General features: G+C 41.2%; 25 protein-coding genes. 20 read left to right on the top strand and 5 right to left on the bottom strand.

Going from position 1 to position 25,416, the window contains the following annotated elements; all coding sequences use genetic code 11:
• Window positions 1-37: 37 nt before the first annotated feature.
• From BAE31_RS06940 to BAE31_RS06930, 3 genes are all read right to left on the bottom strand, one after another.
• Window positions 38-634 (bottom strand): biotin transporter BioY, encoded by a 597-nt coding sequence (locus BAE31_RS06940; protein WP_034282595.1) that lies wholly within the window; start codon window positions 632-634, stop codon window positions 38-40.
• A gap of 116 nt (window positions 635-750) precedes the next feature.
• Window positions 751-1,887 (bottom strand): alanine dehydrogenase, encoded by a 1,137-nt coding sequence (gene ald, locus BAE31_RS06935; protein ID WP_076839928.1) that lies wholly within the window; start codon window positions 1,885-1,887, stop codon window positions 751-753.
• 110 nt (window positions 1,888-1,997) lie between these two features.
• The gene (locus tag BAE31_RS06930) at window positions 1,998-3,227 is read right to left on the bottom strand and encodes a PucR family transcriptional regulator (protein WP_024423341.1); all 1,230 of its coding nucleotides are present in this window, start codon (window positions 3,225-3,227) and stop codon (window positions 1,998-2,000) included.
• A gap of 406 nt (window positions 3,228-3,633) precedes the next feature.
• Here BAE31_RS06930 and BAE31_RS06925 point away from each other — a divergent pair, with 406 nt between their 5' ends.
• The 8 genes from BAE31_RS06925 (at window position 3,634) to BAE31_RS06890 (ending at window position 15,116) form a co-directional block, all read left to right on the top strand.
• Window positions 3,634-3,927, top strand: coding sequence for a WXG100 family type VII secretion target (locus BAE31_RS06925; RefSeq protein ID WP_003213769.1), 294 nt, complete (start codon window positions 3,634-3,636; stop codon window positions 3,925-3,927).
• Window positions 3,928-4,022: 95 nt separating this feature from the next.
• Window positions 4,023-4,262, top strand: a complete 240-nt coding sequence (gene yukD / locus BAE31_RS06920; protein WP_003213579.1) for an ESX secretion system protein YukD — start codon at window positions 4,023-4,025, stop codon at window positions 4,260-4,262.
• Window positions 4,263-4,276: 14 nt separating this feature from the next.
• Window positions 4,277-5,590 carry a type VII secretion protein EssB gene (essB, locus tag BAE31_RS06915; protein ID WP_076839926.1) on the top strand — a complete coding sequence of 438 codons (1,314 nt, stop codon included), beginning with the start codon at window positions 4,277-4,279 and terminating at the stop codon, window positions 5,588-5,590.
• A 51-nt stretch (window positions 5,591-5,641) separates the two neighbouring features.
• Window positions 5,642-10,117, top strand: a complete 4,476-nt coding sequence (gene essC / locus BAE31_RS06910; protein WP_076839925.1) for a type VII secretion protein EssC — start codon at window positions 5,642-5,644, stop codon at window positions 10,115-10,117.
• Complete coding sequence (gene esaA, locus BAE31_RS06905; RefSeq protein WP_076839923.1) at window positions 10,114-12,999, top strand: type VII secretion protein EsaA; 2,886 nt, start codon at window positions 10,114-10,116, stop codon at window positions 12,997-12,999. The genes essC and esaA overlap by 4 nt, the downstream gene beginning before the upstream one ends.
• Window positions 12,989-13,471, top strand: coding sequence for a type VII secretion protein EssA (gene essA, locus BAE31_RS06900; RefSeq protein ID WP_041107636.1), 483 nt, complete (start codon window positions 12,989-12,991; stop codon window positions 13,469-13,471). Before esaA ends, essA begins: the two co-directional genes overlap by 11 nt.
• Window positions 13,472-13,573: 102 nt before the next feature.
• Window positions 13,574-14,317: a (S)-benzoin forming benzil reductase gene (locus tag BAE31_RS06895; RefSeq protein WP_034622151.1), complete on the top strand. Its 744-nt coding sequence runs from the start codon at window positions 13,574-13,576 to the stop codon at window positions 14,315-14,317.
• 265 nt (window positions 14,318-14,582) lie between these two features.
• Window positions 14,583-15,116 (top strand): HD domain-containing protein, encoded by a 534-nt coding sequence (locus BAE31_RS06890; RefSeq protein ID WP_024423336.1) that lies wholly within the window; start codon window positions 14,583-14,585, stop codon window positions 15,114-15,116.
• On the opposite strand, the gene BAE31_RS06885 is transcribed toward BAE31_RS06890, so the two are convergent.
• Complete coding sequence (locus BAE31_RS06885) at window positions 15,113-16,600, bottom strand: esterase/lipase family protein (RefSeq protein ID WP_249895850.1); 1,488 nt, start codon at window positions 16,598-16,600, stop codon at window positions 15,113-15,115. The two genes, BAE31_RS06890 and BAE31_RS06885, sit on opposite strands and share 4 nt — an antisense overlap.
• A gap of 176 nt (window positions 16,601-16,776) precedes the next feature.
• On the opposite strand from BAE31_RS06885, the gene BAE31_RS06880 reads away from it, so the two are divergent.
• From BAE31_RS06880 to BAE31_RS06840, 9 genes are all read left to right on the top strand, one after another.
• A complete protein-coding gene (locus BAE31_RS06880) occupies window positions 16,777-17,013 on the top strand; it encodes a YuzF family protein (RefSeq protein ID WP_024423334.1) in 237 nt (78 codons plus the stop codon).
• Between the two features lie 183 nt (window positions 17,014-17,196).
• The gene (locus tag BAE31_RS06875; protein WP_024423333.1) at window positions 17,197-18,300 is read left to right on the top strand and encodes an AI-2E family transporter; all 1,104 of its coding nucleotides are present in this window, start codon (window positions 17,197-17,199) and stop codon (window positions 18,298-18,300) included.
• A gap of 66 nt (window positions 18,301-18,366) precedes the next feature.
• Complete coding sequence (locus tag BAE31_RS06870) at window positions 18,367-18,588, top strand: spore germination protein (protein ID WP_003213446.1); 222 nt, start codon at window positions 18,367-18,369, stop codon at window positions 18,586-18,588.
• 98 nt (window positions 18,589-18,686) lie between these two features.
• A complete protein-coding gene (locus BAE31_RS06865; RefSeq protein ID WP_024425952.1) occupies window positions 18,687-18,908 on the top strand; it encodes a spore germination protein in 222 nt (73 codons plus the stop codon).
• Between the two features lie 96 nt (window positions 18,909-19,004).
• Window positions 19,005-19,253 (top strand): YueH family protein, encoded by a 249-nt coding sequence (locus BAE31_RS06860; protein ID WP_076840239.1) that lies wholly within the window; start codon window positions 19,005-19,007, stop codon window positions 19,251-19,253.
• Window positions 19,254-19,280: 27 nt separating this feature from the next.
• Window positions 19,281-19,688: a YueI family protein gene (locus tag BAE31_RS06855; protein WP_024423329.1), complete on the top strand. Its 408-nt coding sequence runs from the start codon at window positions 19,281-19,283 to the stop codon at window positions 19,686-19,688.
• Between the two features lie 60 nt (window positions 19,689-19,748).
• Window positions 19,749-20,300, top strand: a complete 552-nt coding sequence (locus tag BAE31_RS06850; protein ID WP_076839919.1) for a cysteine hydrolase family protein — start codon at window positions 19,749-19,751, stop codon at window positions 20,298-20,300.
• Window positions 20,301-20,317: 17 nt separating this feature from the next.
• A complete protein-coding gene (locus BAE31_RS06845; RefSeq protein WP_076839918.1) occupies window positions 20,318-21,790 on the top strand; it encodes a nicotinate phosphoribosyltransferase in 1,473 nt (490 codons plus the stop codon).
• A gap of 137 nt (window positions 21,791-21,927) precedes the next feature.
• Window positions 21,928-23,154 (top strand): EAL and HDOD domain-containing protein, encoded by a 1,227-nt coding sequence (locus BAE31_RS06840; RefSeq protein ID WP_041107632.1) that lies wholly within the window; start codon window positions 21,928-21,930, stop codon window positions 23,152-23,154.
• Window positions 23,155-23,189: 35 nt separating this feature from the next.
• Here BAE31_RS06840 and BAE31_RS06835 read toward each other — a convergent pair whose 3' ends face one another.
• Window positions 23,190-23,546, bottom strand: coding sequence for a YuzC family spore coat inner layer protein (locus BAE31_RS06835; protein WP_083703979.1), 357 nt, complete (start codon window positions 23,544-23,546; stop codon window positions 23,190-23,192).
• 505 nt (window positions 23,547-24,051) lie between these two features.
• Here BAE31_RS06835 and degQ point away from each other — a divergent pair.
• From degQ to comX, 3 genes are all read left to right on the top strand, one after another.
• On the top strand, window positions 24,052-24,192 hold the full coding sequence (gene degQ, locus BAE31_RS06830) for a degradation enzyme regulation protein DegQ (protein WP_003213123.1): 141 nt from the start codon (window positions 24,052-24,054) through the stop codon (window positions 24,190-24,192).
• 151 nt (window positions 24,193-24,343) lie between these two features.
• The gene (locus tag BAE31_RS06825) at window positions 24,344-25,267 is read left to right on the top strand and encodes a polyprenyl synthetase family protein (RefSeq protein ID WP_076839916.1); all 924 of its coding nucleotides are present in this window, start codon (window positions 24,344-24,346) and stop codon (window positions 25,265-25,267) included.
• Window positions 25,245-25,415, top strand: coding sequence for a competence pheromone ComX (comX, locus tag BAE31_RS06820; RefSeq protein ID WP_076839915.1), 171 nt, complete (start codon window positions 25,245-25,247; stop codon window positions 25,413-25,415). Before BAE31_RS06825 ends, comX begins: the two co-directional genes overlap by 23 nt.
• Window position 25,416: the final 1 nt, after the last annotated feature.

Genomic DNA, 25,416 nt, shown 5'->3' with positions numbered 1-25,416 from the left:
ATGAAAAAAGAGCCTGAATGAAGACAGGCTCTTTTTTCTATGATACAGCTTCTTGTTTTCGAAAGGATGTGGCTTTGGAAACAGAGCGATAAATTTTAGGTGCCAGCATCGCAAGTAATATGGTCAATGCATAGTCTTTTACCATAAACCAGATCATAAAGAACCACGTGGTTTGATAGGAAATCGGTGCATTGAGCCATACATTTAATGCGAGGTATGTATAGGTGGTTCCGATCACATACATCACGGTCGTACCAGCAATGGCTGCAAGCAAAAAGCGGCCAAAGCCAGGATTTTTTCTTTTCTCTAGAATGAATCCAGCAAGCCAGGCAGCAGGGATGTACGATAATACAAAGCCACCGCTTTTGCCTAAAATGACCCCAAAGCCCGCAGAGAACTGGGCGAATACAGGTGCACCAGCAATTCCAACCAAGGCATAGACAATCATAGCTAATGCGCCAAGCCGTCTGCCGAGTAAGAGACCAGCAAGCACACAAAAAAACGGCTGCATCGTAAGTGGAATTCCGCCGACCTGTAAAAATGGCACAATGGATGTGATATTGGCTCCGATAGCCATGAGTGCAGCAAACATTCCCACTAGCACAAAGTCAGCAGTTCTTGTCTTCTTTTGCATGATGTTTCCCCCTGTCTTATCTGTACAAATAGATTAAGGGGAAGAAGGATATTTGTCAACTTATTTTTATTTTAGGTTAACAATAAAACCCGCCCATCAATAGGGCGGGTAGCTGATTAAGCTTCGGTTATAAAAGTGGCATCGATGGCTTTGCTGACAGGTACGTAATCATAGCCGAGATCACGAGCGACCGCTTCGTACGTGATATGTCCGTTCATCACATTGACACCTTCTGCGATGGCATTGTTTTCTCTAATAGCTTTTGCAGCGCCTTTATTCGCAATTTGCAGCGCATATGGAACAGTGACGTTCGTTAACGCAACAGTTGATGTCCGCGGAACGGCGCCTGGCATGTTGGCGACAGCATAATGTAATATGCCGTGTTTTTCATAAGTAGGCTGATCATGGGTTGTGATATGATCAATGGTTTCGACAATGCCGCCTTGATCAATCGCTACATCCACAATGACAGAACCAGGCTTCATTTGTTTGACCATTTCTTCTGTCACAAGCGTCGGTGCTTTGGCACCAGGAATCAGCACCGCACAAATAAGAAGGTCTGCCTCACTGACTGAATCTGCAATGTTGACAGGATTGGACATTAACGTTTTCATTTGATGGCCAAATTGGTCGTCCAGCTGACGCAGCCGTTCTGCGTTTACATCAATCAGGGTGACATCTGCGCCAAGTCCGATCGCCATTTTCGCTGCGTTTGTTCCAACAACACCGCCGCCAATAATGGTGACCTTTCCTCTTGATACCCCTGGTACACCTGCAAGTAAAATACCCTTTCCGCCTTTTGGTTTTTCTAAAAATTGTGCCCCAATTTGAGCAGCCATTCTGCCTGCTACTTCAGACATTGGTGTGAGAAGAGGGAGTGTTTTTCCGTCCGTTACTGTTTCGTAAGCAATGGCTGTAACGCCTTTTTGTTTTAATGCTTCAGCCAAGGAGGGCTCTGCGGCTAGATGCAGGTACGTAAATAAGATGAGTCCTTCTCTGAAATAAGGATATTCCTCAGGTAATGGTTCTTTTACTTTCATGATCATATCAGAAGATGCCCATACATCTTTCGCCTGATCAAGAATCTCTGCACCAACAGATACATAATCGTCATCAGTGAATCCGCTTCCAAAACCAGCGTTTGTTTCAATTAAAATCTGATGTCCAGCTGAAAGCAATTGAGAAGCTGCTCCTGGTGTTAAAGCCACTCGGTTTTCATTGTTCTTAATTTCTTTCGGAATGCCGATGATCATGTTTATTCCTCCTATGCTTATCTATTGATATTGTATGTCTAGTGTATCCGGAAAGTTTAGAAAATTCTTCGGTTGAAATAAAAAATAAAAAAACGCCTCTTTGTGAAATTTCACAAATGGACGTTTTTTAGCTTCATATCAAGGTAGATGGTCATTTTCTCATTCATGTTTTTTAAATCAATTTCTGCGATGTCTGTAATCCGTTTTAATCGATAATTTAAGGTATTGATGTGGATGTTTAATTGCTTTGCGGCAATATTGGCATTGCTGTCACAGTCAATAAACCGCTCAAGGGTTTCGACAAGGTTGGAATGATGCCTCAGGTCGTAATCCTCCAGCTTCGATAAAGAGTAACTGGAGTAAGAAGAGCCCTTTCGCTTCTCAGCAAGCACATCAAGATATTGATAAATGCCTAGTTCGGAAAAGCTGTTTAAACGTTCTGTTTCAACTGGAAAGCGTTCTTTCGTCTTTAATACAGCCAGTGCTTCTTTATAGGAAGGCTGAATTTGAGAGATGTTATCGTAAATTCCTCCAATTGCTGCCTGAACATGCTGAATATGATACCGGTCCGCAAGCTGCTGCAGCATGCCGCTTGTGAATTGCTTAATATCTTGAAGCGGATGTTCTGTTTTTGGTGAGACAAGAATAATGAATTCGTGAAAATCAACAGTCGTTAACAGTACCTGTACTTGCTGTGTTGTTTCAAGCAGATAGGACAGCTTTTTTTCTGTCTCCTCTGTGAGTTCGTCACGAAGACGGAAGATGATGATGGCATATGTGTCTGGACATCTGATGCCAAGCCTTAAAAATAGGTCAAGCATCTCATCCTTTTCATGAATATGACCTGTGAGCATCTTCCAGAAAAGCTCCTGATTACGTTCTTCTGTTTTCGTTTTTCGAATTTGTAAATTGAGTAATTTGTTTTTCACGGCATGTGCTGCCATTTTGAGAAGGTCCATTTCTTCTTCTGAAAAAGGCTGTGCGGATTCAATCGCCCAAATAAATCCGAGCACTTCTTTGTCCTTCCAGATCGAAATGGCGACCCTGCTAGATAAACCCACTTCTGCAATTTGAGGGACACGAAGCGGTTCGTCTGTTTTAAGGAGTGTAGGAATGATGCCGTCCTTCCAAAGCCGATTAATGACTTTTTCCGGTACCCGGCGGGAGATAATGGTTGAAGTTCTGGCGGGATCAGTAAAATCATTGTGTGTGCTATATGCCAATAATCGATGATGAGTATCTTCTATAGTAATAGGGCAATTGAGCACATCACTAATTTGGTCTGCCACATCCTCTAAACGATCAAGACTATACTTAAACGGATCTGTCTTTTTTGTCATAAAAAACCCCTGCTTTTTCGAATATTTCACGTACTTACATTATGAAGAGAATGAGGTACGTAAATCAACAAAAAACTGCCATAAACTTAAAAAAACAAAAAATGTGAGAAGCAAGCAAATGGATGGTGAAGCACGATGAAAAAGAAATAGTACAATAATAACGTAGTAAAAAATCAATAGGCGGAAAGGTCTACCAAAGTAGGTGGACACTTATTATGAATATATGACCAAAAAAATGTTAAATACTAGATAAAAAGCGAAAAAACAGTAATTCTATAGACTCATTTTGTAAAATAAAAACAGATTTGTTTGACTGTGTATCATTTCTGTTTTTATAATAATAACGTCAAAAAATAAGTGGATTAGCCCATTATATGGCGGCTATGCACGGGAGGTAATGAGGAATATGTCAGGAATTATTCGCGTAACCCCAGAAGAACTAAGAGCGACCGCTAAGCAATATGGTGTTGAAAGTCAAGAAGTGTTAAACCAAGTTGATCGTCTAAATAGAATGATCTCTGATTTAAAAGGAATGTGGGAAGGTGCTTCTAGTGAAGCATTTGCTGATCAATACGAACAGCTTAAGCCTTCATTTATCAAAATGTCTGATCTATTAACAGATGTCAGCAATCAGCTTGATCAAACGGCAAATACACTTGAAAGCACTGACCAAGACATCGCAAGCCAAATCCGCGGCTAATCAAAGGGATTTCCTTTCTAAGTGTGAAAAGCAGAAACAGCGCCGAGTCTGTCAATGGATGCCGGCGCTCTTTCTATTTTGTGAGGTGGAAATTTGTGTATATCGATATTACCATCGACTTAAAAAATTATGATGGCAGTGTGTTTGATTTGAGACTATCAAATTATTTACATATTAAACAAGTCATCCATATCGCCTGGCAGGCAAAACAAATCTCACTTCCAAAGCGAGAAGGCGGATGGGTGCGGGTAGTGAATAAGAAAGCTGTGTTTTCAGGCGAATATAAGCTGTCAGACTGTGGAATTACCACAGGAGACAGGCTGGAAATACTATGAAAGGACTTTTGTAAATGGCAGATAAAAAGAGTTCCTATTTAGAAGAACAATTAGAAGCAGTCATGAAAAAAGAGGGAGGCACCTATACCTTTATTTTTCAAAAAGAGACGATTAAACTCTTAGACGGTTTAGAAGCGGCACCGATCAAAGACATCAATCCATCATTTCAGAAAGAGATTCAATTAACTGAAGATGAGGTCATCATTTCTATACAACCGCCTCCTGCCTATCAGGAATTTCGTTTCATCCATGCAAAGGATGAAAAAAGCAAATGGATTTTTTCATACCAGCTTGTCGATGCAGTTCTTAAACACGACGTGAAGCGGCTGCATCCTATTGTTTCTCCTGAAAACATTGTTTTTCATCAAGGCTTAGCTCCTGCATTTTTGCATTATGGGGTTAAAGAAAGCATTCCGCCATATGAAACCGATGAGCAACGCCTGTTAAAAGAGGTCAAGGCCGTCGTTCTTCGAGTGGTTGACCATGAATATCAATTTCAAGAATATGTGGCTTACAATGAAACGTTGAAATTATCTGAGCTGGCAAAAGAAATTAGTGAAAAGAAGTCGCTGGAAGAATTGTCAGCTTTGATTGAGCAAAAGATCAAAGCAATCGATGCGAAAGAAAAAACGCTCTTAACCATTCCTAAAAAGAAATGGAAGATCGAGCGATACATCGGATTAGGTCTGCTTGTCCTGTTAATCCCTGCATTGGTGTACACCATTTACACCTTCTTTTTTGCCATGCCAAAACAAGAAGCGTACGTCGAGGCAAACAAATATTATCTCAACAAACAGTACAGTCAAGTGGTGGATACGTTAGAGAAATATCCAGCCAATCAAATGCCAGTCTCTCTACAATATGAACTGGCCATTTCGTATGTACAAACGAACCAAGGCAGTTTGTTGCTTGATCAGCATAAAAAAGAAATCACAGAAACGTACACATTGCAGACAGATCCGCAATACTTCCTTTTTTGGATTCATATTGGACAAGGAAATAGCAAGGAAGCACTTGATATTGCACGGGTGCTTGGAGACGACAGGTACATATTTACGGCACTCGTCGCCTACCGCAATGAAATTCAAAACGATGACAGCCTTTCTGCTGAAGAAAAACAAAAACAGCTAGATCCGATCATTAAGGAAATGGCGAAATATGAAGAAAAAGAAACAACCGAGACAAGCACAAATGACTCCTCAGACGCAAGCCAAACAGATGAAACAGCTGAACAAAAAGAGCAGTCAAAAGCCGATCAAGAGAAAAAAGAGAAAGAATCTGAAGCGAAAAAGAAAACCTCTCAGACGAAAAAAGATGAGAAGAAATAATTCTTTCGATACAACTGACAGTTGGTGCTGTCCCATGAGGAGGTGGAGCGTTTGAGTCTTCTTTGGGTTTTTTATGAGGAGGATTATCAAACTGTCCGTTTAGATGAGCAGTTCAATCGAGAAGCTCTGATTGGACCTGAAATAGAGCATACAGTGACAATCCCTTCACTTTCGTTTGATGAAGGGTTCATTCGTTTATCTCCTGATGAACCGAATGATGGTTTTTATATTTATCAGGGAGATGAGAAGAAGGGGAAATTACTTCCACATGAACCATATCAGCTTGGTTCACTCACACTTATTTTAATGGATGCACATCATGATCAACATATTTATTACCTAGGAAATAGAGTCGAGCTGTCTTTTTCACGTGAAGAGAAAGATGAGATTGATGTGTGGAAAGAACAAGCTCATTCCATGTTTCAAGATGCCAGCCAGTTCACTTTAGAGAAAATCGAAGGAACATGGTATGTCATGCCTCAGGACGAGGCAATTTACGTGAACGGAAAGAAAATCCACGGTCCAGAGAAGATTTATGCAGGAGATGAGCTGTTCTGGAACTTTCTGACGGTGACATTTAAAGATGATGATTTATTACAGGTGACAGCTTACGAACCTTTTCATACACGTTTGGAAAAAACAAGACCGCCAAGTACAGAAACAAAACAAAAATACCCTTCATACAGACGTACACCGCGTTTGATTTATGATTTGCCAGATGACCGGGTATCCTTTAGCTTTCCTTCGCAGGAGAGTGAAAATAACAGCAGAGGGCTTTGGCTTGTTGTCCTTCCGCCGCTTGTGATGCTCCTTGTGATGGGGATTGTTGCCCTTATCCAGCCGCGAGGAATCTTTATTATCGTGTCGATGGCGATGTTTATCATGACGTTAATTACATCGTCCGTTCAATACTTTAAGGAAAAATCACAGCGCAAAAGACGAGAAGAGAAGCGGCAGCGTGTCTATTCTCTTTATTTAGAAAATAAACGAAAAGAGCTGCAAGAGCTGTATGACCGCCAGCAATATATTTTGACGTATCATTATCCGTCATTTGAAAAAATGAAGTATTTAACATCAGAAATCAGCGGACGCATTTGGGAAAAGACGCTTGTGAGTGAAGACTTCTTGCACCTGCGTCTTGGAACAGGCGCAGTCCCATCAAGCTATGAATTATCGATGAGCGGCGGCGATATGGCCAATCGAGATGTTGATGACTTAATGGAACAAACGCAGCACATGCAAAAAGTATATCGTGAAGTGAAGAATGTCCCGATTACATTCGGTCTTGCGGATGGTCCAACAGGATTAATAGGGAAGCCTGCGATTGTGAAAAATGAGCTTCATCAGCTAGTTGGACAGCTTGCTTTCTCGCACAGCTATCACGATTTGAGATTTGTCTTTATCTTTCATGAGCAGGAGTATGAGAATTGGGAATGGATGAAATGGCTTCCGCACTTCCAGCTGCCTCATACATATGGCAAAGGGTTTATTTACAACGAACAAACACGCGATCAGCTGTTGTCCTCTATTTATGAAATTTTACGCGAGCGTGATTTAGAAGAAGAAAAAGAGAAGAAAATCTTTACGCCTCATTTTGTGTTCATCGTGACAAATCATGAGCTCATTGCCGAGCATGTGATTTTAGAATACTTAGAAGGCAGCCGGACAGACCTTGGTATCTCCATCATTTTTGCTGCAGAAACTAAGGAAAGCTTGGCTGAAAATATTTCGACGCTTGTTCGTTATATTAACGAAGAAGAAGGAGATATTCTCATTCAGCACAAGAAGGCAGTACGAATTCCGTTTCAGCTTGATACACATGAGCGCGGGGACAATGAACTGTTTGCCAGAACACTGAGAACATTAGATCATCAAGTCGGTATGACCAATTCGATTCCTGAGACGGTCTCATTCCTTGATCTTTTCCATGCTAAACAGGTAGATGACATTGGCATTCGTGAAAAATGGCTGACTTCAGAAACGGCCAAATCATTATCAGTTCCAATCGGTTATAAGGGAAAAAACGACATTGTCGATCTGAACCTGCATGAAAAAGCGCACGGCCCGCACGGACTGTTGGCGGGAACAACGGGATCAGGGAAAAGTGAATTTTTACAGACGTATATTTTATCGCTCGCTGTACATTTTCACCCGCATGAAGTTGCTTTTCTGTTGATTGACTATAAAGGAGGCGGAATGGCGCAGCCGTTTCGAAATATTCCTCATTTACTTGGAACGATCACCAATATTGAAGGCAGCAAGAACTTTAGTGAAAGAGCGCTTGCCTCAATTAAAAGTGAATTGAAGAAAAGGCAGCGGCTGTTTGATCAGTATCACGTGAATCACATCAATGATTATACGAAGCTCTACAAGGAGAAAAAGGCTGAGCAGGCAATGCCTCACTTGTTCTTAATCTCTGATGAGTTTGCTGAATTAAAAAGTGAAGAGCCAGACTTTATTAGGGAGCTTGTCAGCGCTGCACGTATCGGCCGAAGCCTCGGGGTCCATCTCATTTTGGCTACCCAAAAGCCAGGCGGGGTCATTGATGATCAGATTTGGAGTAACTCCCGTTTTAAGGTCGCACTAAAAGTGCAAGATGCGTCAGACAGTAAGGAAATTTTGAAAAATAGTGATGCAGCGTCCATTACCGTCACAGGCCGCGGTTATTTACAAGTGGGCAACAATGAAATTTATGAATTGTTCCAATCGGCTTGGAGTGGTGCACCATATATGGAAGATGGCTACGGCTCAGAAGATGACATTGCCATTGTGACAGATACTGGTCTTATTCCGTTATCAGGCGTAAGCACAGAGCCAGCAGTGAAAAAAGAGACAGTGACGGAGATTTCCGCTGTTGTGGATGAAATTGAACGTATGCAGCAGGAGCTTGGAATTGAGAAGCTGCCAAGTCCATGGCTTCCACCGCTTGAAGAACGGATTCCAAAAACGCGTTATGCGTCGAGTGAAGAGCATGTCTTTCATTTTGCGCTTGTTGATGAACCAGATCAGCAAAGCCAGCATCCACTTTCTTATCAAATGATGGAAGATGGGAACATTGGCATCTTCGGTTCCTCCGGCTACGGCAAATCACTTGCTGCTACAACACTGTTGATGAGCTTTGCGGAGAGGTATTCACCTGAAGAATGGCACGCATATATTTATGACTTCGGAAACGGAACATTGCTTCCGTTAGCCAAACTGCCGCATACGGCGGATTATTTCTTAATGGATCAGATGAGAAAGATTCAAAAATCAATGAAGCGTCTGCGGGAAGAGGTTGAATATCGCAAGCGGTTATTTAGACAGCAAGAAATGAGTCATATCAAAATGTACAACGCCTTAAATGAGAAAAAGCTTCCATTCATTTTTATCGTGATTGACAACTTTGACATTGTGAAAGACGAAATGCATGATCTTGAATCTGAATTTATTCAGCTGAGCCGTGATGGACAATCACTAGGTATATACTTCTTGATTACAGCGACCCGTGTAAATGCAGTGCGTCAATCGCTGATGAACAATCTGAAAACAAAGATTGTCCATTACTTAATGGATCAAGGAGAGGCGTACTCGATTATTGGCAGACCGAAATTCAGCTTAGAGCCGATCCCAGGCCGAGTTATTATTAACAAAGAAGAGCTTTATTTCGCGCAAATGTTCCTGCCAGTTGAAGGAGAGAATGATCTCGAATTGTTTGAGCATCTGAAACAAGAGATACAGCTTCTTCATGACCGCTTTGAAGCATCTGAAAAACCAAAGCCTGTGCCAATGCTTCCTGATAAGCTGACAGTTTGGGAGCTTGAGAGTCGTTTAGATGAACAAAAACCGCCTTATGACATTCCAGTCGGATTAGATGAGGAATCTGTGGCACCTGTTTATTTTGACTTGAAAAAGAATAAACATTGCCTCATTATCGGTCAAACGCAGCGAGGTAAAACAAATGTGACAAAACTGATGCTTGATCAGCTTTTAGTGGCAAAGCCTGAAAAGCTGGCTGTCTTTGATTCAATTGATCGAGGTCTATCCCATTATGCAAAAGAAGAGAACATTGATTACCTTGAAACAAAGGATGATATCACCGAATGGGCAGAAGAAATGGACCGAATATTCAAGGTGCGGGAAGAAATGTACGTCGAAGCTGTGCGCCGAGGGGAGACCGACCAGCTGTTATTTCCTCAAATTGTGCTTGTCATTGATGGCATTACGCGTTTTCAGCAGACGATCGATCCGCGTCTTCAAGATCAATTAGCTGATTTCATGAAGTCATATGCACACTTAGGCTTCAGCCTGATTGCATCAGGGAACCATACCGAGTTCAGTAAGGGCTATGATGCACTCACAAACGAAATCAAACAAGTTCGTCATGCTATGTTACTCATGAAAAAATCAGAGCAAAACATCATACCGCTTCCGTATGCAAGACAAGAACCAGAGATTCAGCCAGGCTTCGGGTATTTGGTTGAAAACGGAAAAGAGAAGAAAATCCAGGTTCCTTTATGTGCGGTAGAAAGGAAGAGTGTTCAATGACAGAGCAGCAAAAAAGTTCCATCAAAATCGTATCCACGATGATATTGATTCTTGTGCTGCCGGTTTTATTTTTCCACCTAATTGGAGATGACCCGGCAAAACAGAAGAAGAATGCCACACGAAATATTGCAGTGGTCAATGAGGATATGGGAGCGAGCGAAAGTGAAAACACGGCTCGTTTCGGACAGGATGTTGTGGCAGCATTGTCAGAACGTCCTGATTATACATGGACTGTAGTGAATCGCAGTGCGGCGGAAAATGGACTGAAAAACAGAAAGTATGACGCTGTCCTCTATATTCCGTCTGACTTCTCTAAAAATGTGCTGAGCTATGATAAAGACCATCCTGAAAAGGCGTCCATTCAATTTTCAATTCAAGATCAGCTCAATGCAGTCAATAAAGAGAAAGTGCAGAGAGAGCTGGAAAATGCGCAAAAGAAAATGAATGAACAGATGTCGACGCTATACTGGAGTTTTGTATCACAGGAAATTGGCAATGTGAGAGAAGAATTTGAGCATATTGTCGGCAAAGAAGTCGAATTCCAAAACACGATGTACAACTTCTATAAGCCGAACTCAAACAAACTATCAGATGCCGTCCAGCAGCAGAAGAAACAAATAGAAGAATTAAAAAATGCGATGGCCGATTCACAGAAACAATATAAAGACGGCTTGAGTACAACAGAAGAAGCAAAGAACCAGTTAAAGGACTTTGTGAAAGCAGTCGATCAATACCAGCAGTATCAAGACAAACAAAAGGATCTCTTGATCAAAGCGCAATCAGCAAGCCAAAAGCAAATCCAGCAAGGGCTCAAACAGCTCGCTGACATTCAAAACCAAAATGCCCGCAGCTTTAGTGATCAAATGAGCGGACTCAAAACAGACATCAACGGGGTACAAAGTCAGCTAAAAACAACGGACAGCGCCATACAATCTGTTCAAAAGTCGAGAGAAGACGTTATTCCTAAGCAATCCACGGGGTTAACGGAACTTGTGAAGACGTCTCAGGAAAAACTGATTAAAACCTATGAAGAGCGGTATCTGGACTACTATAAAAATAAGATGAAAACCTTGCAAAATAATTTAAAAGAAAAAAGGGAGCAGATTTTAGCTGAAACTGAAAAGCCAGATGACTCCAGCAATGACGGATCATCAGATCAAGATAAGGAAAACCCTGAAGAGATTGGGATTAATTTAGATGAGGAAACAAATGAACTCTCGAAAATTTCAACAGAAATGAACGATCTCGCCGATCAATTAGCAGATCAGGAGACGCCACCTTCTATTGAAGGTGATAAAGAGCTGGACAACGGTGAAAATCCTGCTCAGCCGGATTCCGGAAACACGAATCAGTCGAAAGAAGATCTAAAAGCACTCTCGACTCGTTTAGATGAAGTGAAAAAGAAAATTCAAGAAAAAGCTGCCGCTCATAATGACGAATTGAAAGATAAAGTGAGTCAGATAAATAAAGAGCTTAAGGACCTTTCTGATAAAATAGATAAACTTGAAAAGATCATAAATCGATATAATGTGATGCCGAATGAAATCAAAAATCAGGAAGCGGCTATTTTAAGCAAAGTGAAAAATCTGCAGGAAAGAAACTCACCGATTAGTAATGTCTTAGATGATGATCTTTTTAAGAAAAAATTTGAAGTGAAGACAATAAACACTAAGAATTTAATGGAGTATTCCAATCAACTCTCTCAACTAGAAATGATGCTTGGTGACTTATACGAACCAACAAATAACTCTTCTCTAATAGACACAAAAGGAGATGAGATTAAATCCATCCTCTCCATCAAAAAAGAAGAAACAGAAAACTGGGATAAGCTCAAAAACCAGATGCTGACATCAAACGATGATGTGTCTACTTTTATTGATGAGATGCAGAAGTTTTCAGATGGTTATGCGGAGTACATTACGACTCAGCAGGCAAGCATGGAACAGGAATTACAAACAATCTCTGAAAGTGCGGACAATGTAGCTGAGCAAATGGCTGATCAAGGGGATGCGGTGTATACGGCTGATCTTGCAGGCAGTTCAATTGTTGTCAGTGCACAGGATTCAATTGGTCAGGAAGTGCTTCGTCTTTCTGAAAATATGAGTTCGTTAACCGACCGCCAAAAAGGGGTGGCGGATTATACGAATAACATTGAAGAGAGTGTCACAACAGTTCAAGAAAAAGCAGATACGCTGAATGAAAACTGGAGCAAGAATGTCGACTCTACAAAGCTTGTTCAGCAAGATTTAAAGGGTATTTTAGGAAATACATTAAGTGATCAAGGCAACAGCAACTATGTGTATAACCATTTAGCCAATCCGCTGAAAATCAGCGGCGATGTGCCGGAAGAAAAAACGCAGACTGTACCGCCGGTCGTCATTTTGGTCATTGTGATGATCAGCAGTTTGTTAATTGGCTTTTTCAGCTCGTATTATGCGTCAGCTCCGATGCTGGTCAAAGGTGCACTGTTTGGCATCTTGAATCTATTAGTCGGGCTCATGATCAGCTTGTTTGGACTGAACATTTACAAGCTTGCAGATGATCAAGCCATTCAATGGTCGATCTTCACCATTTTGTTATTAGTGGCGTGCTCTGCCTTTATTCGCACGGCCTTCCTATTCGGTTCTATTGCCGGGTGGATGGCAGCAACAGCGCTGATTTTCTTCTTTGTCGCACCGTTAATTGATTTGGTGATGCCGAATTTCCACTTTACCAATCCAGTGACAGACTTGTACCTGTCGATCCAATATGGAAATGGAGACACCTTTGGAATGGGCGTCACAGGGTTAGTGATTTTAACTGTTCTTTTCATGGTCGTACCGCTTGTGAAAAAGCTATGGAAAGATAAAACAGAGGAACGTGATGTGACTCATGAAGCTTAATCTATTCGTGAAAGGGACGGCACTCGTTGCCGTTTCCCTTTTTCTCCTCATCCCTGCTGCTTTCGCTGCTGGTGAAGATACGGATACGAATGTCAAGCCGAATGAATATCAGGAAAAGGAACTCAATATTAACTCGAGTATATTGAGGGATCAAACGAAATACGAACAAAGCAAAACGACATCAAAAATCAAAACAGACATTCATTTTGCTAAACCGCCTAAAGCCCCGGGGGGATCTCTTTCTCCGCAGCTATTTAGTGATCTAAAGGAGAACCCGCCCAAAACTCCAGCTCGTATGATGAAAGAAATGAATATCTCTTTTAGTGATTCGGCTGTATCAGCACCTTCTGAGGATGAACATGAGAAGCAGACATCGGCACTGCTTCCGATGATCTTTGGTTTCTTGATAGCCCTTGGTCTCGTTGTGATGATCATCCTGATTCCAAAGGTGAATGTGAAGGCTGAAAAGTAATAGTCTGTCTCTTTTAAAAGAGGCAGGCTTTTCTTTATGCAGATTGCTTGATGTCATACCGTTTCACTACGTAAAATAGTGATATCAAGGGAGGAGATTGTCATTCGAATTTCAATCGTTACAGGCGGATCAAAAGGTTTTGGCCTAGCACTTGTGAACAGGCTGCTTTCACGCGGGGATCATGTGTACACAGCAGCAAGAAGTGCATCGCCGATATCCCATCCGAAGCTCACACATACCCAGGTTGATCTGACCGATGAAGAAGCAGCGGCCAAATGGCTTCAACATAGTCTTACGCCGCAAACTCTGGCAGATGCTGATGACATCTTACTTGTCAACAATGCAGGAATGGTCACACCTATCAAGCGCGTTGGACAAGGCGGACAGGATACACTTCATCAGCATTACAAGCTGAATCTTGTCATTCCTGTTTTGCTGAGCCATGTGTTTGCCAAGCAGACTCAATCATTTAACGGAAAGAAAACGATCGTTCATCTCTCTTCTGGAGCGGCGAAAAACCCATACAAAGGCTGGAGTGCGTATTGCAGTTCAAAGGCAGGACTCGATATGTTTATGAGGACTTTTCATGAGGAACAACAGGACGAGGCGCATCCGATCAACACGTTTTCCTTTTCACCCGGCACGATCGATACAGATATGCAGGGGGAAATTCGGAAATCATCAAAACAAGACTTTGAACAAATAGACCGTTTTCAGCAATTATATGAAACAGGCACGTTAAAGAGCCCAGATGAAGTCGCACGTATTTTGCTCGATCTTTTAGCGGATGATCCAGCTGGCGGATGTGTCTACGATGCACGTGAGTATGGGAAAAAGCAGTCATAATGAAGCATGAAGACAAACCCTCGCATGCGGTATCAGTCCTGCGTGCCGGTGCTCGCGAATCTCAAATTCGCTCCGTGCTCCTAGACTTCAATGGTTTTAAAGAAGAAAAAAGCAGTCATAACGACTGCTTTTTTCGTATTGTACAAGCAAACACAGCTTATTTGACATAAGCTATTCTTGAGACTCATAGAAAATATAACAGAACATTTGAGTTTCTTTTCAGAATATGTTAGGATGCTAAAAATATAGATAAGGAGGGGTTTCCATGAGAAAGGTTACATTAATGGATGTTTACACCCATCCAGTCGCTCAAAAATATTTAAATCGTTCAGGAAAAGCCCATGCGATTGCTTGTGCTTATCACGCATTCAAACTGGCGGTGCAGGCTGGGATTAATCCAGATCTCGCTGTGAAAGCAGCCCTCTTGCATGACATCGGCCACTATGAATGGTATACAGCTGGCGGAGAATGGGATTACGAGACATATAGACGGAATGATATTCATGCCATTAAAGGCGCAGAGCGGGCTCACAAACTGCTCATACGCCTCGGTGAGGAACCAAAGGCAGCCAAAGATATTGCGCTTGCGATTCTGCTTCATACAGATTCATATTTGCCAGAGGGCGACCTTCATAAGGACACACTTCAGCAAATCGTCAAGAAAGCAGATGAAATGGATGAAGAGCCTGGCGGACATCATCATTACAGACAAATAGACGAATCACTTGCAATGAAAAAAATCACGGAATTGGATCAGAAAGTGCAGCAGGCACTTCAGCCCATGAAACGTTCTGTTTAGTATGGAATGTCTCCATGAATATTTCCATCCTGATCGACATACAATGTGCGAATAATGGTACGGTTAAATGCAGATGTACCTGATGCAGTGAGTCCGGTGTAATGAACCGTGACAGAATAAGCACCTTCTTTTTTCAATTGAACAGCTGATGAAGCAGTTGTTTTGAGAGGATGATCTTTTTGGGCATCTTTAAAGTAAAAGGTTTCTACTTTCTTGCTTAATCGTTTAATCAGACCGCTTGAATGGGTCGATGCATCATCCCCTGATTTCGCTGCCTCTGCTTTGATTTCGTCATTTAATGGTGAATCAAAGGATACGAGCAGCAAATAAGGAGCCTTTTTTCCTGAATTTGATCGAATCGTCCATTTTCCAGGAACGGGTTTATTGATTTGTACATGGTGCGAAAATGCGCCTTCATATGGGAAAGATGCTTCCGATGTCTTCAGATTTGTTAAGACGTCTCCATTTGGGGCGATGATTTCTGGCCGCGCCTCATGACTTTCATTTAACCACTGAATCGATAAGCCATTCGTTCCTTCCTCTACATAGAACGCTTCTGTTTTCTCCTTTTCACTTTCTCCGCCTTTCACATAAACATCTGTATTCAGCTCAGTAGAGTTCGGGCTCTCTATATTTTCTTTTTCAGCGCTTGCGGCATTTGCCAGCAGCTGATGCTGAAACACAGGGAACATGCTTGTGCCGTTTTTAATTGAGTTGTGATCCCATTTCCCTGTTAAAATATTGTTTGCATATGATAGTCTTGTGCTGCTTACCGTGACGGCGCCATCATTTGCACCAAAGCTCTTTAAATACATGCCGCCTAAGTACAGCACCCCGCCAAATGTTCCCCATTCCGATCCCGAATACGTGATGTATTTATGAGGAAACTTCTCCAGCTTGTCGGTTTCACTTCGAAAAGCCGCCATGAGCCCCGTTTGCAAAGAATAGAGCGCGTCGCTTTTTTGTCCAAGAATTTCCGCGAGCCAGCTTCCGCCCTTGCTATACGCTAAATCTGCCAGCGGCGTCCCGTAATGAGGGGACCCGAGTGTGATGACCTTCTCTACATATGGATGGGCATTGTGATACACGAGTGCGGACTGTGTATCCACCCCGCCTTTACTATGACCAATCACAATGAGTTTTCGACCGAACACATCATAGATTTCTTTTAACTTTTCTGCTAATAGTTTGCCATTCTTTTTCGTATCCTGATCTGGATACAAATCTATGAATGCGCTTTCGTATCCGTTCAGAACAGCTTGCTTTGCCATGTCGTTTCGATCGAACCATGTGGAGGAGGAGCTGTTAATGCCGTGAACAAAAACAAGTGGCGGTTTTGACTCGTCTTTTTGAACCGGCTCTTCTCCTTTAAACCACTTCCCTGGTGTCCCAGGCTCATCCCCAATTGATCCTGCATACGCATCACTTGCAAAGGAAAAAAAGAGCATGACAGCAGCGAGACAGATGAGTTTTTTCAAGATCATTCACCTCTTCAAATGTTTTAAGTTGTTGGCAGCACCAATCTATTATACTTCCAAAAGATGTAAAGTTATATAAAATGTTAAAATATGGTATTTGAGTTGTAGGTTTGCCCTGAGTGACATTCACATGGGTCATTGCATACGCTGTGGGTAAATACACAAGTAAAGGGGCAGGTAGGATGGCACAACAAGGAAGTCCGCAGCTTGTTTCATTAGTTGATCCATATGTTTATCAAACATTGCAGAAAGTGATCGGTATGAGATTAATTGTTCAAACAGTGAAAGATACAGTGCGCGGAAAATTGAAGGAAGTCATGCCGGATCATATTGTGATTGAGGCGGGGGCAAAATCAGTTTTTTATGTGCGGATCCAGCAAATTGTATCGGTGATGCCTGATCACAGTGAAAGAGTGTAACAAGCAGACGCATAGGTGTCTGCTTTTTTCATGCTTATAGAATGTATATCTGGAAAAAGTGCATGATATACCAATTGTTCTTTTTTTTACAAAAAATAAGGTTCTAAAACAAGAAGCAGTTGACAGAAGGTGGGTTGAATAGTAGTTTTTTAATAAGATCAATACGTAACAGGAGGAGCATCTTTGTTAAAATCTAAAGTTCATTTTTGGACATTCCAAATATTACTTGTTTTACTCATTGTTTATGTATCAACAAAGGTTTCGTTTTTATTTCAGCCGATTATTTTATTTGCATCCACCTTGTTTGTTCCCATCTTGCTGGCTGGGATTCTCTTTTTCATCTTTAATCCAATTGTTCGATTTTTGTCCAAGAAAATTCCTAGGACACTTGCTATCCTGATCATTTATCTTTTGTTCATCGGACTCATCACATTCATTGTGAATGCTGCGGGGCCGGTTATTGTCACGCAGGTCGGTGGACTTGTCAAAAGCTTCCCTGGTTATGTGACGGATATGCAGAAATTTATCAACGACTTCTCGCATTCTAAAACATTTACTTGGATGATGAACCAAGATTATGTCTCTGTCTCGAAGTTTGAACAGACAATTGTTTCGACATTAAAAGGTTTGCCGGAAAATATTGCGTCAAGCATGTCTGCTGTGTTTGGCGTGATTGCTAATATTGCTTTAGCTGTGATCACAGTTCCTTTCATTTTGTTTTATATGTTGAAAGACGGACATAAGTTTCCGGACAAGCTCGTTCAATTTTTGCCAATGCCTTACCGTAAGGAAGGATTGAAAATCTTTAAAGAATTAAACGATACACTTGCGGCTTACATACAAGGGCAGATTGTTGTCTGTTTATTTGTTGGAGTGGCTTGTTTTATCGGATATTTATTAATCGGTGTGAAATATGCGCTCATTCTCGGCATTATCATTGCGGTCACAAATGTGATTCCGTACCTTGGGCCATATCTTGGCGCGGCACCAGCTGTGCTTATTGCGTTTCTTGATTCGCCTGGAAAAGCGGTGGTGACAGTCATTGTCATTCTTGTCGTTCAGCAAATTGACGGAAATGTCATTTCTCCATTGATCATTGGGAAACGCCTCAACACACATCCTTTGACCATCATCCTGCTATTAATTGGGGCAGGAAGCTTTGGCGGAATCCTTGGCATGATCTTTGCGGTCCCTGTCTATGCACTGCTCAAAGCCATCACCTTGAATATTGTCAGATTGGTGCAGCTGCGTCAGCGATCTCGCAAAGAACAGCATTTAAACGTCTAGGACAGATGCACATCTTTTCCCTACTTGCATAAGATGATTGAGATAAGCAGATAGGGGGAGATTCTGATGCCTGCAATCGTTGGACCTATTCATATCGAGTCGTTAGGAGGAAACGGTGCAGCTACTTTCGGTGATGTCCTGGCCATTGCCCCTTTGGCTGTAGACCACTCTACTGGCGGTGCGGGAGCCTTTAATTCAGGTGATTATATGTCACTTACAAGTGATCCGAATGCCACGATGCTTTGGGACTTTACATTGTTTGGCCAGCCTCAATCATTTAACGCATAGAAAGGCAGCTGATGGTCACAGATCAGCTGTCTTTTTTATTTTTCATACACTTATTTTTGAGCTGGGCATATGATGTGGGGAGAAAAGGTGGTGGAAAGATGCCAGCGATTGTTGGACCTATTCATATTGACCGTGTGATTGGAAATGGTTCTGCACATTTCGGTGATGTTTTTGCCATTTCGCCAAAAAGTGTCGATCACTCCGCCGGTGGATCAGGTACCTATAATGCAGGGGACTTTGTCCAATTTTTTAGCAGTCCAAACGTTACGTTTATGTGGGATATAGACCTGATCAGCCAGCAAAAGAGCTTTAATGCATAGCCAGCTTTGAAAGGGAATTCCTTTTCAGAAGCTGTCTTTTTTTATGGTACAATGGATATGGATGTAAGAAGAAAAAAGAGGTGTGAACTGAGTCAAATGAAAATTAGAAAAGCACACATCACAAGCGGACAACCAAAGACCTACAATGTATATTTACATGAAAATAAAAAAGAATATAAAACGCTTGTAGCCGTACCTGACATTGAATGGAGTATTTCCATTGCGTATGAGGATGAAAAGGAGCAGCTCATCCATACGCTTGAACAATCCTTAATGGAAAGAATAGAAACAGACGAAGCCCGTGAACTCGCACTCAAGGTTGTGCACTGGGTCACAGAAATGTAAATTTAGAAACCAGGAGTGAAAACAGCGATGAAAGAAGAATCCGTAGACTTTTATTTGCAGCAAGGGATATTTGGACATGCTGAAACAAAACCTGATGAACGAAGGATGTTTCTTGGTTCATTAAGGGAACGAGCGCTTCTCGCCCTGACAAAGGGACAGGTATCAAGAAATAAACCGTATCAAGAGGTGGAACAAGTATTGAAGGCCAATCGACAGGCCTCCCTTCTTTTAAATGGTGAACTGTCCTATGCTTCTTATTCTCAATATGTGAAAATGGCAAATGCCGCTGGATGTTCCTTTAAAGTGGTGAATCATCACGAAGCACACTCTCCTTTTGGTCTTGTCATAGAGATGCCTGGTGCGGTCAATCAGGAGCATATCTATATAGAGGATGAGCTGTTTCAAAAAGCTTTTTCTCATGAATCTGTTGAATAGGTTTCCCTAGTGAAATGAATAAGCTATAATGATTCAAAAGAGCATATGGGAGAGATGCGGATGGGCAAAGCGTTGATTTGTATTGATTATACAGTTGATTTTGTTGCAGACGATGGAAAACTGACATGCGGAAAGCCTGGACAGGCGATTGAGTCTAAGATCACAGAGATCACTTCTTCATTTATTGATGAAGGCCACTTTGTCGTCTTTGCTGTCGATCATCATGAAGAAGAGGACCCTTATCATCCAGAGACAAAGTTATTTCCGCCCCATAATATTCGCGGAACAGAGGGTATTGAACTTTATAGACAACTAAGTTCACTATTTCACACGTCAAAACATTTAAAACATGTCTACTATATGGAAAAAACAAGATACTCTGCTTTTGCAGGCACTCAATTAGAAATGAAACTGCGCGAGCGCGGCATCACGGAACTTCACTTAGCCGGCGTATGTACCGATATTTGTGTACTTCATACAGCTGTTGATGCGTACAATAAAGGCTTCGAACTTGTGATTCACCAAAATGCTGTGGCGAGTTTTAATGAAGCGGGGCACGAGTGGGCACTTTCTCACTTTGAGCAGTCGCTTGGTGCGAAAGTGGTTAAGTAAGGGAAGGAGAATGGAAGTTGGAGCATCGGTTTAATGACGACAGTTTATCACTACATACAGATCTTTATCAAATTAACATGGCAGAAACGTATTGGAGAGACGGCATTCATGAGAAGAAGGCAGTCTTTGAACTCTTCTTTAGAAAGCTTCCATTTGACAATGGCTTCGCTGTATTTGCTGGCTTAGAGAAAGCGATTGAATATTTATCGGACTTTTCCTTCACCGAAAGCGATCTGGCGTATTTAAAAGATGAACTCGGTTATAAAAGCGATTTCATTGACTATTTAAGCGGATTGTCCTTTACAGGTACACTTCATTCAATGCGAGAAGGGGAAATTGTCTTTGCGAATGAACCGATTATGCGCATCGAGGCAACGCTTGTTGAAGCTCAGTTAATTGAAACGGCATTGCTCAATATCGTGAATTTCCAGACGCTGATTGCAACAAAAGCGGCCCGGATTAAAGGAATCATTGAAGAAGAGACAGCATTAGAATTTGGAACAAGACGTGCGCATGAAATGGATGCGGCGATGTGGGGAGCAAGAGCGGCACTCATCGGCGGCTTTCAGGCGACAAGTAATGTTCGTGCTGGGAAACGCTTCAACATTCCAGTATCAGGAACACATGCTCACGCACTTGTACAAGCATACCGCGATGAATATACAGCATTTAAAAAATATGCTGAAACACATACAGACTGTGTCTTTTTAGTCGATACGTATGATACTGTCAGATCAGGTATTCCGAATGCGATTAAGGTAGCGAAAGAATTTGGAGACAAAATCAACTTCATTGGTGTCAGACTTGATAGCGGAGACCTTGCATACTTGTCTAAAAAAGCTAGAACAATGCTGGATGAAGCAGGATTCCATGATGCCAAAGTCATTGCATCAAGCGATCTTGATGAACACACCATTATGAACTTAAAGGCACAGGGCGCCAAAATTGATGTGTGGGGTGTTGGAACAAAACTGATCACAGCATTCGATCAGCCAGCCCTCGGTGCAGTGTATAAACTGGTGTCCATTGAAGAAAACGGCAAAATGAATGATACCATCAAAATTTCATCCAACCCAGAGAAAGTGACAACACCAGGCCGTAAACGTGTGTACCGCATTATCAATCAATTGAATCATCATTCTGAGGGTGACTACATTGCGCTTGAAGAGGAAGATGTTCATAGTGAGGATAAACTAAAAATGTTCCACCCTGTGCATACATTTATTAGTAAATTCGTGACAAACTTTGTGGCGAAAGATCTTCACGTCCCGATTTTTGAGCAAGGAAAACTTGTCTATGACAATCCAGATATTCAAACGATTCAAGCCTACGTGCAGGAGAGTCTTGGACTCTTCTGGGAGGAATACAAACGAATCAGCAAACCAGAAGAATATCCAGTCGATTTGAGTCAAAAATGCTGGGATAATAAAATGCAGTTTATCCATGATGTGAAAAATAAAATCAAAAAAGAGCTTTATGAAAGCGAATGATTTGAAGAAAGGGAGACCATCAAGCCAGGTGGTCTCTTTTTTTTATTTTGACCGATTGAAATTGAACTAAAAGCGCAATCATTTGGTATACTGAAAGCACATCTTGTTTGTCATGGCATAAAGGAGGATTGGAGCAGTTGAGGGTGTTTGTTGCGAGACAGCCTATTTTTAACAGAAAAGAACAAGTCGTATCATATGAGCTGCTTTATAGAGATAGTGAAACCAATACATATAGCGCTGAAGACGGTGATCAAGCGACAACGGACCTCATTATCAATAGTTTTCTAAATATCGGCATCGAAACACTGACAGAAGGAAAACGATGCTATATTAATTTCACCGAAAGCTTGCTTTCATCTGATCTGCTCACCTATTTTGATCCGCATCAGCTTGTGATCGAGATATTAGAAAATGTACCGATTACCCCGGCACTTATTATGAGATGTAAGCAGTTAAAAAAATGGGGATATACGATTGCACTCGATGATTTCTTCCTAAACGGAACACATTATAGTGACAAGCTGCTTGAGGAACTCCTCTACTGCATAGATATTTTAAAAATTGACTTTCTGAAAACCACAACGCAAGAACGAAGAGATATTCTGCATTCGTATAAAAAGTATCGCCTTCGATTCCTAGCAGAAAAGGTAGAAACGAGAAGAGAATATGAAGAGGCGCTTGAAGCGGGCTTCCACTTGTTTCAAGGGTATTTCTTTAGTGAGCCGCATGTGATATCGGGCCGAGCATTATCGACCAGCTTCCATGCGTACCATCAGCTTTTAAATGAGTTAAGCAAGGACCAGCCGAATATCCAGACCGTGACCCATTTTATTGAAAGTGACCTTTCGCTATCATATCAATTATTAAAAATGCTGAATTCAGGCAGCATGAGACGTCTATATCAAATTAAAAGTATCAGGCAGGCGATTATCCTGCTTGGATTTAATGAAATTCGGCGCTGGATCTTTATCCTTTCATTTAAAGAACTGAATGTCCAAGCTAACTCAAGCCAAAAAGAAATTATCAAAATGTCATTCATTCGTGCCAAAACGTGTGAGTTGATTGCTTCTCGTACTGAACGAGAGCATCCCGCCTCTTATATGCTGACAGGTATGTTTTCTCTCATTGATACGCTTGTCAGGGCAGATATCACAGAACTTGTGAAGGAACTGCCGCTTTCTGATGAAGTTGGCGAGGCACTGCTTGGCTATGAAAATGATTATTCTTTTGTGCTAGGTGTGGCCAAACGTATTGAACGAAATGAATGGGATGATGAAATGTTAGATGGAAATCTCCCGAAACAGGAGGCCTATGGGTGTTATATAGAAGCCATTGAATGGTGCCATAAAATGTTTGAATCTTAAGAAAAGCCGCTCGTGTGAGAGCGGCTTTTTCTTTGTCATGCCCATTTTAAAAGAAGAAAAAGTCTGCTGGAGGCAAGAGACAAGTAGATGCGAATCCCTTCTGGACTAAAGCGGATATCAATGCCGCTTTTCACACCGATTTGCTTCAGCATTCGGATGACACTTGTTGAATCAGAGCGCTCAGCAGCCTCCATGATGCGCTGCGCAAACGGAAGGGAGCTGGAAATTTGCTGTGTAATGAGTGAAGCATCAGCAACGAGGCGGGCTGATTCTTTTGCGGCTCGTTGAAATGAGTGGGCATCTACTGGAGGAAAAGTCATTGGCGTGCGCGGCGGATATGCGCGGTTCATTGCGGGAACCTGCAAAGCAGGATAAGAAACATAGTAAAACACATGGTCACCTCTTTTCTCATTGACGTGAAATTGGACGGATATCTGTTCTAAATGTATGTAGAAAATCAGAATAAAGAATCAAAATGATCTTTCTATCTTTGTAATTCCAGCATAAAAATAGGTACTTTTGCGGTCAATTTCGGTGAATGTCGCCAAAAAATTGCGGTGTCCACAATAGTGTCTGTCGTCTGACCTATGACACGCAAAACCGAAGATACAGAGGGGATCGTACGTTCTGTCGGGAGAGAAGTGTGACGAATGATGCCTATTCCTGTCGCAAAAATGACGCAATTCCTTTGAAATTGAGATAAAAGTATGATTTGAAAAGTCAGAAAATGATGAAAAAAGACCTATTGAATTTTGCGGTATCACGCACACGTTTTGTGCATACTTTTCGGTGAAAAAATACTCAATTACATTTACACTGTTAGTAACAGATCAAATACTTATGACCCAATCACCATACACAAATACATTGATCTTCCAAAAAAGGAGAGTGGAATCGATGGAAAAGTATGAAATCGAAGAACTTAAACAATTATTATGGAAACTTGAAAACGAAATCAGAGAAACAACGGCTTCTCTTCATAACATTAACAAAAGCATTGATCAATACGACAAATATGAATATGTGAAAATTTCTTAAAGACTTGATAATCATCAAGTCTTTTTTTTATCCAAATACATACAAAAAAAGGATATATTATTATATAATTGTTAAATAGTGATGTCAGTGGACATTTGCTCATGTCTTTTTAGTAAAATAAAAGACGAAAGGGTGAGGTACAAGATCGAGTATGCTAAACTATCTAGAGAATACAAAAATCAAGCAGAATATGTCTGATTTTATTCAACATGCAGTCAGGCAGAATGATTTACAAAAACTGCTTCTTGAATTTACAGATATAAAGAATGAATTCCCTTTTGGACAATTAGCTTACCAACATTATAAGGCATTTGGCGGTCAAGACAAGCAAGCGATTACAAAACTGGCAGCAGGGATTGAACTTCTCATCTTATCAGCCGATATATTAGATGATATTGAAGATCAGGACAAAGATTCGTATCCTTGGATGAAGTGTCAGAGCGGAATTGCGATTAATGCGGCGAATGTTCTCTTTGCATTGAGTTTTGATGTGTTCTCAAAGCTTGATCATGGAGCGAAGCTTTTAAACACTGTATCTTTCTATTCCATTCAATCAATGCAAGGACAGCATATAGATATGACACTGGAGCCAGAGAATGAGCAGGATTGTTTAAATATCATGAAGTTAAAAGCAGGGTCACTGTTTGTATTACCATGTGTGTTAGGGGTTATTTTAGCAACAGGTTCTTTTGAAAAGAAGGTAGAAGAATATGCTTATTACCTAGGAATGGCGGAACAGCTTGAAAATGACTATCTAGGTCTTTTTAATAAAGATAATATTGACTTTAAAAGAATGCAAACATTACCGCTAGTTTACTTGAAAAATGAGTTTAATCCATCTAGTTCAGACTTGCTCAGTTATTTTCAATCAAAGGATAAGAGTGCCGGCTTTGAAGAATTAAAGGATAAATTAAAAAAATCTGGTGCTCAACAATATGTATTTATTATGAGAAACCTTCTCAGAAATAAGTTTAAAGAAGCATTCAAGAAACTACATTTAGAGGCTTCAAAAAAGGAAAAGCTGATACTTTTTTTAATTGGAGATGGAGAAGATGAACATTCAGGAATTGGTTAGTTATTTAGTGGAGAATCCTTCAACATTAAATCAAATCGTTAATGGGAACGCATCATTGCTTCACGTTGATGAAGAAACTGCAAGTATTATTGTTGACGGATTTCAGAAAGAAGACGTTATTAAAGCAATCATATGGGCAACTGCTTGAG

This window comes from Bacillus sp. I-2, assembly GCF_001974945.1.
Classification (GTDB): domain Bacteria; phylum Bacillota; class Bacilli; order Bacillales; family Bacillaceae; genus Bacillus; species Bacillus safensis.
Note: the sequence above shows the minus strand (reverse complement) of the source record. Positions and strands in the feature narration are given on the sequence as shown.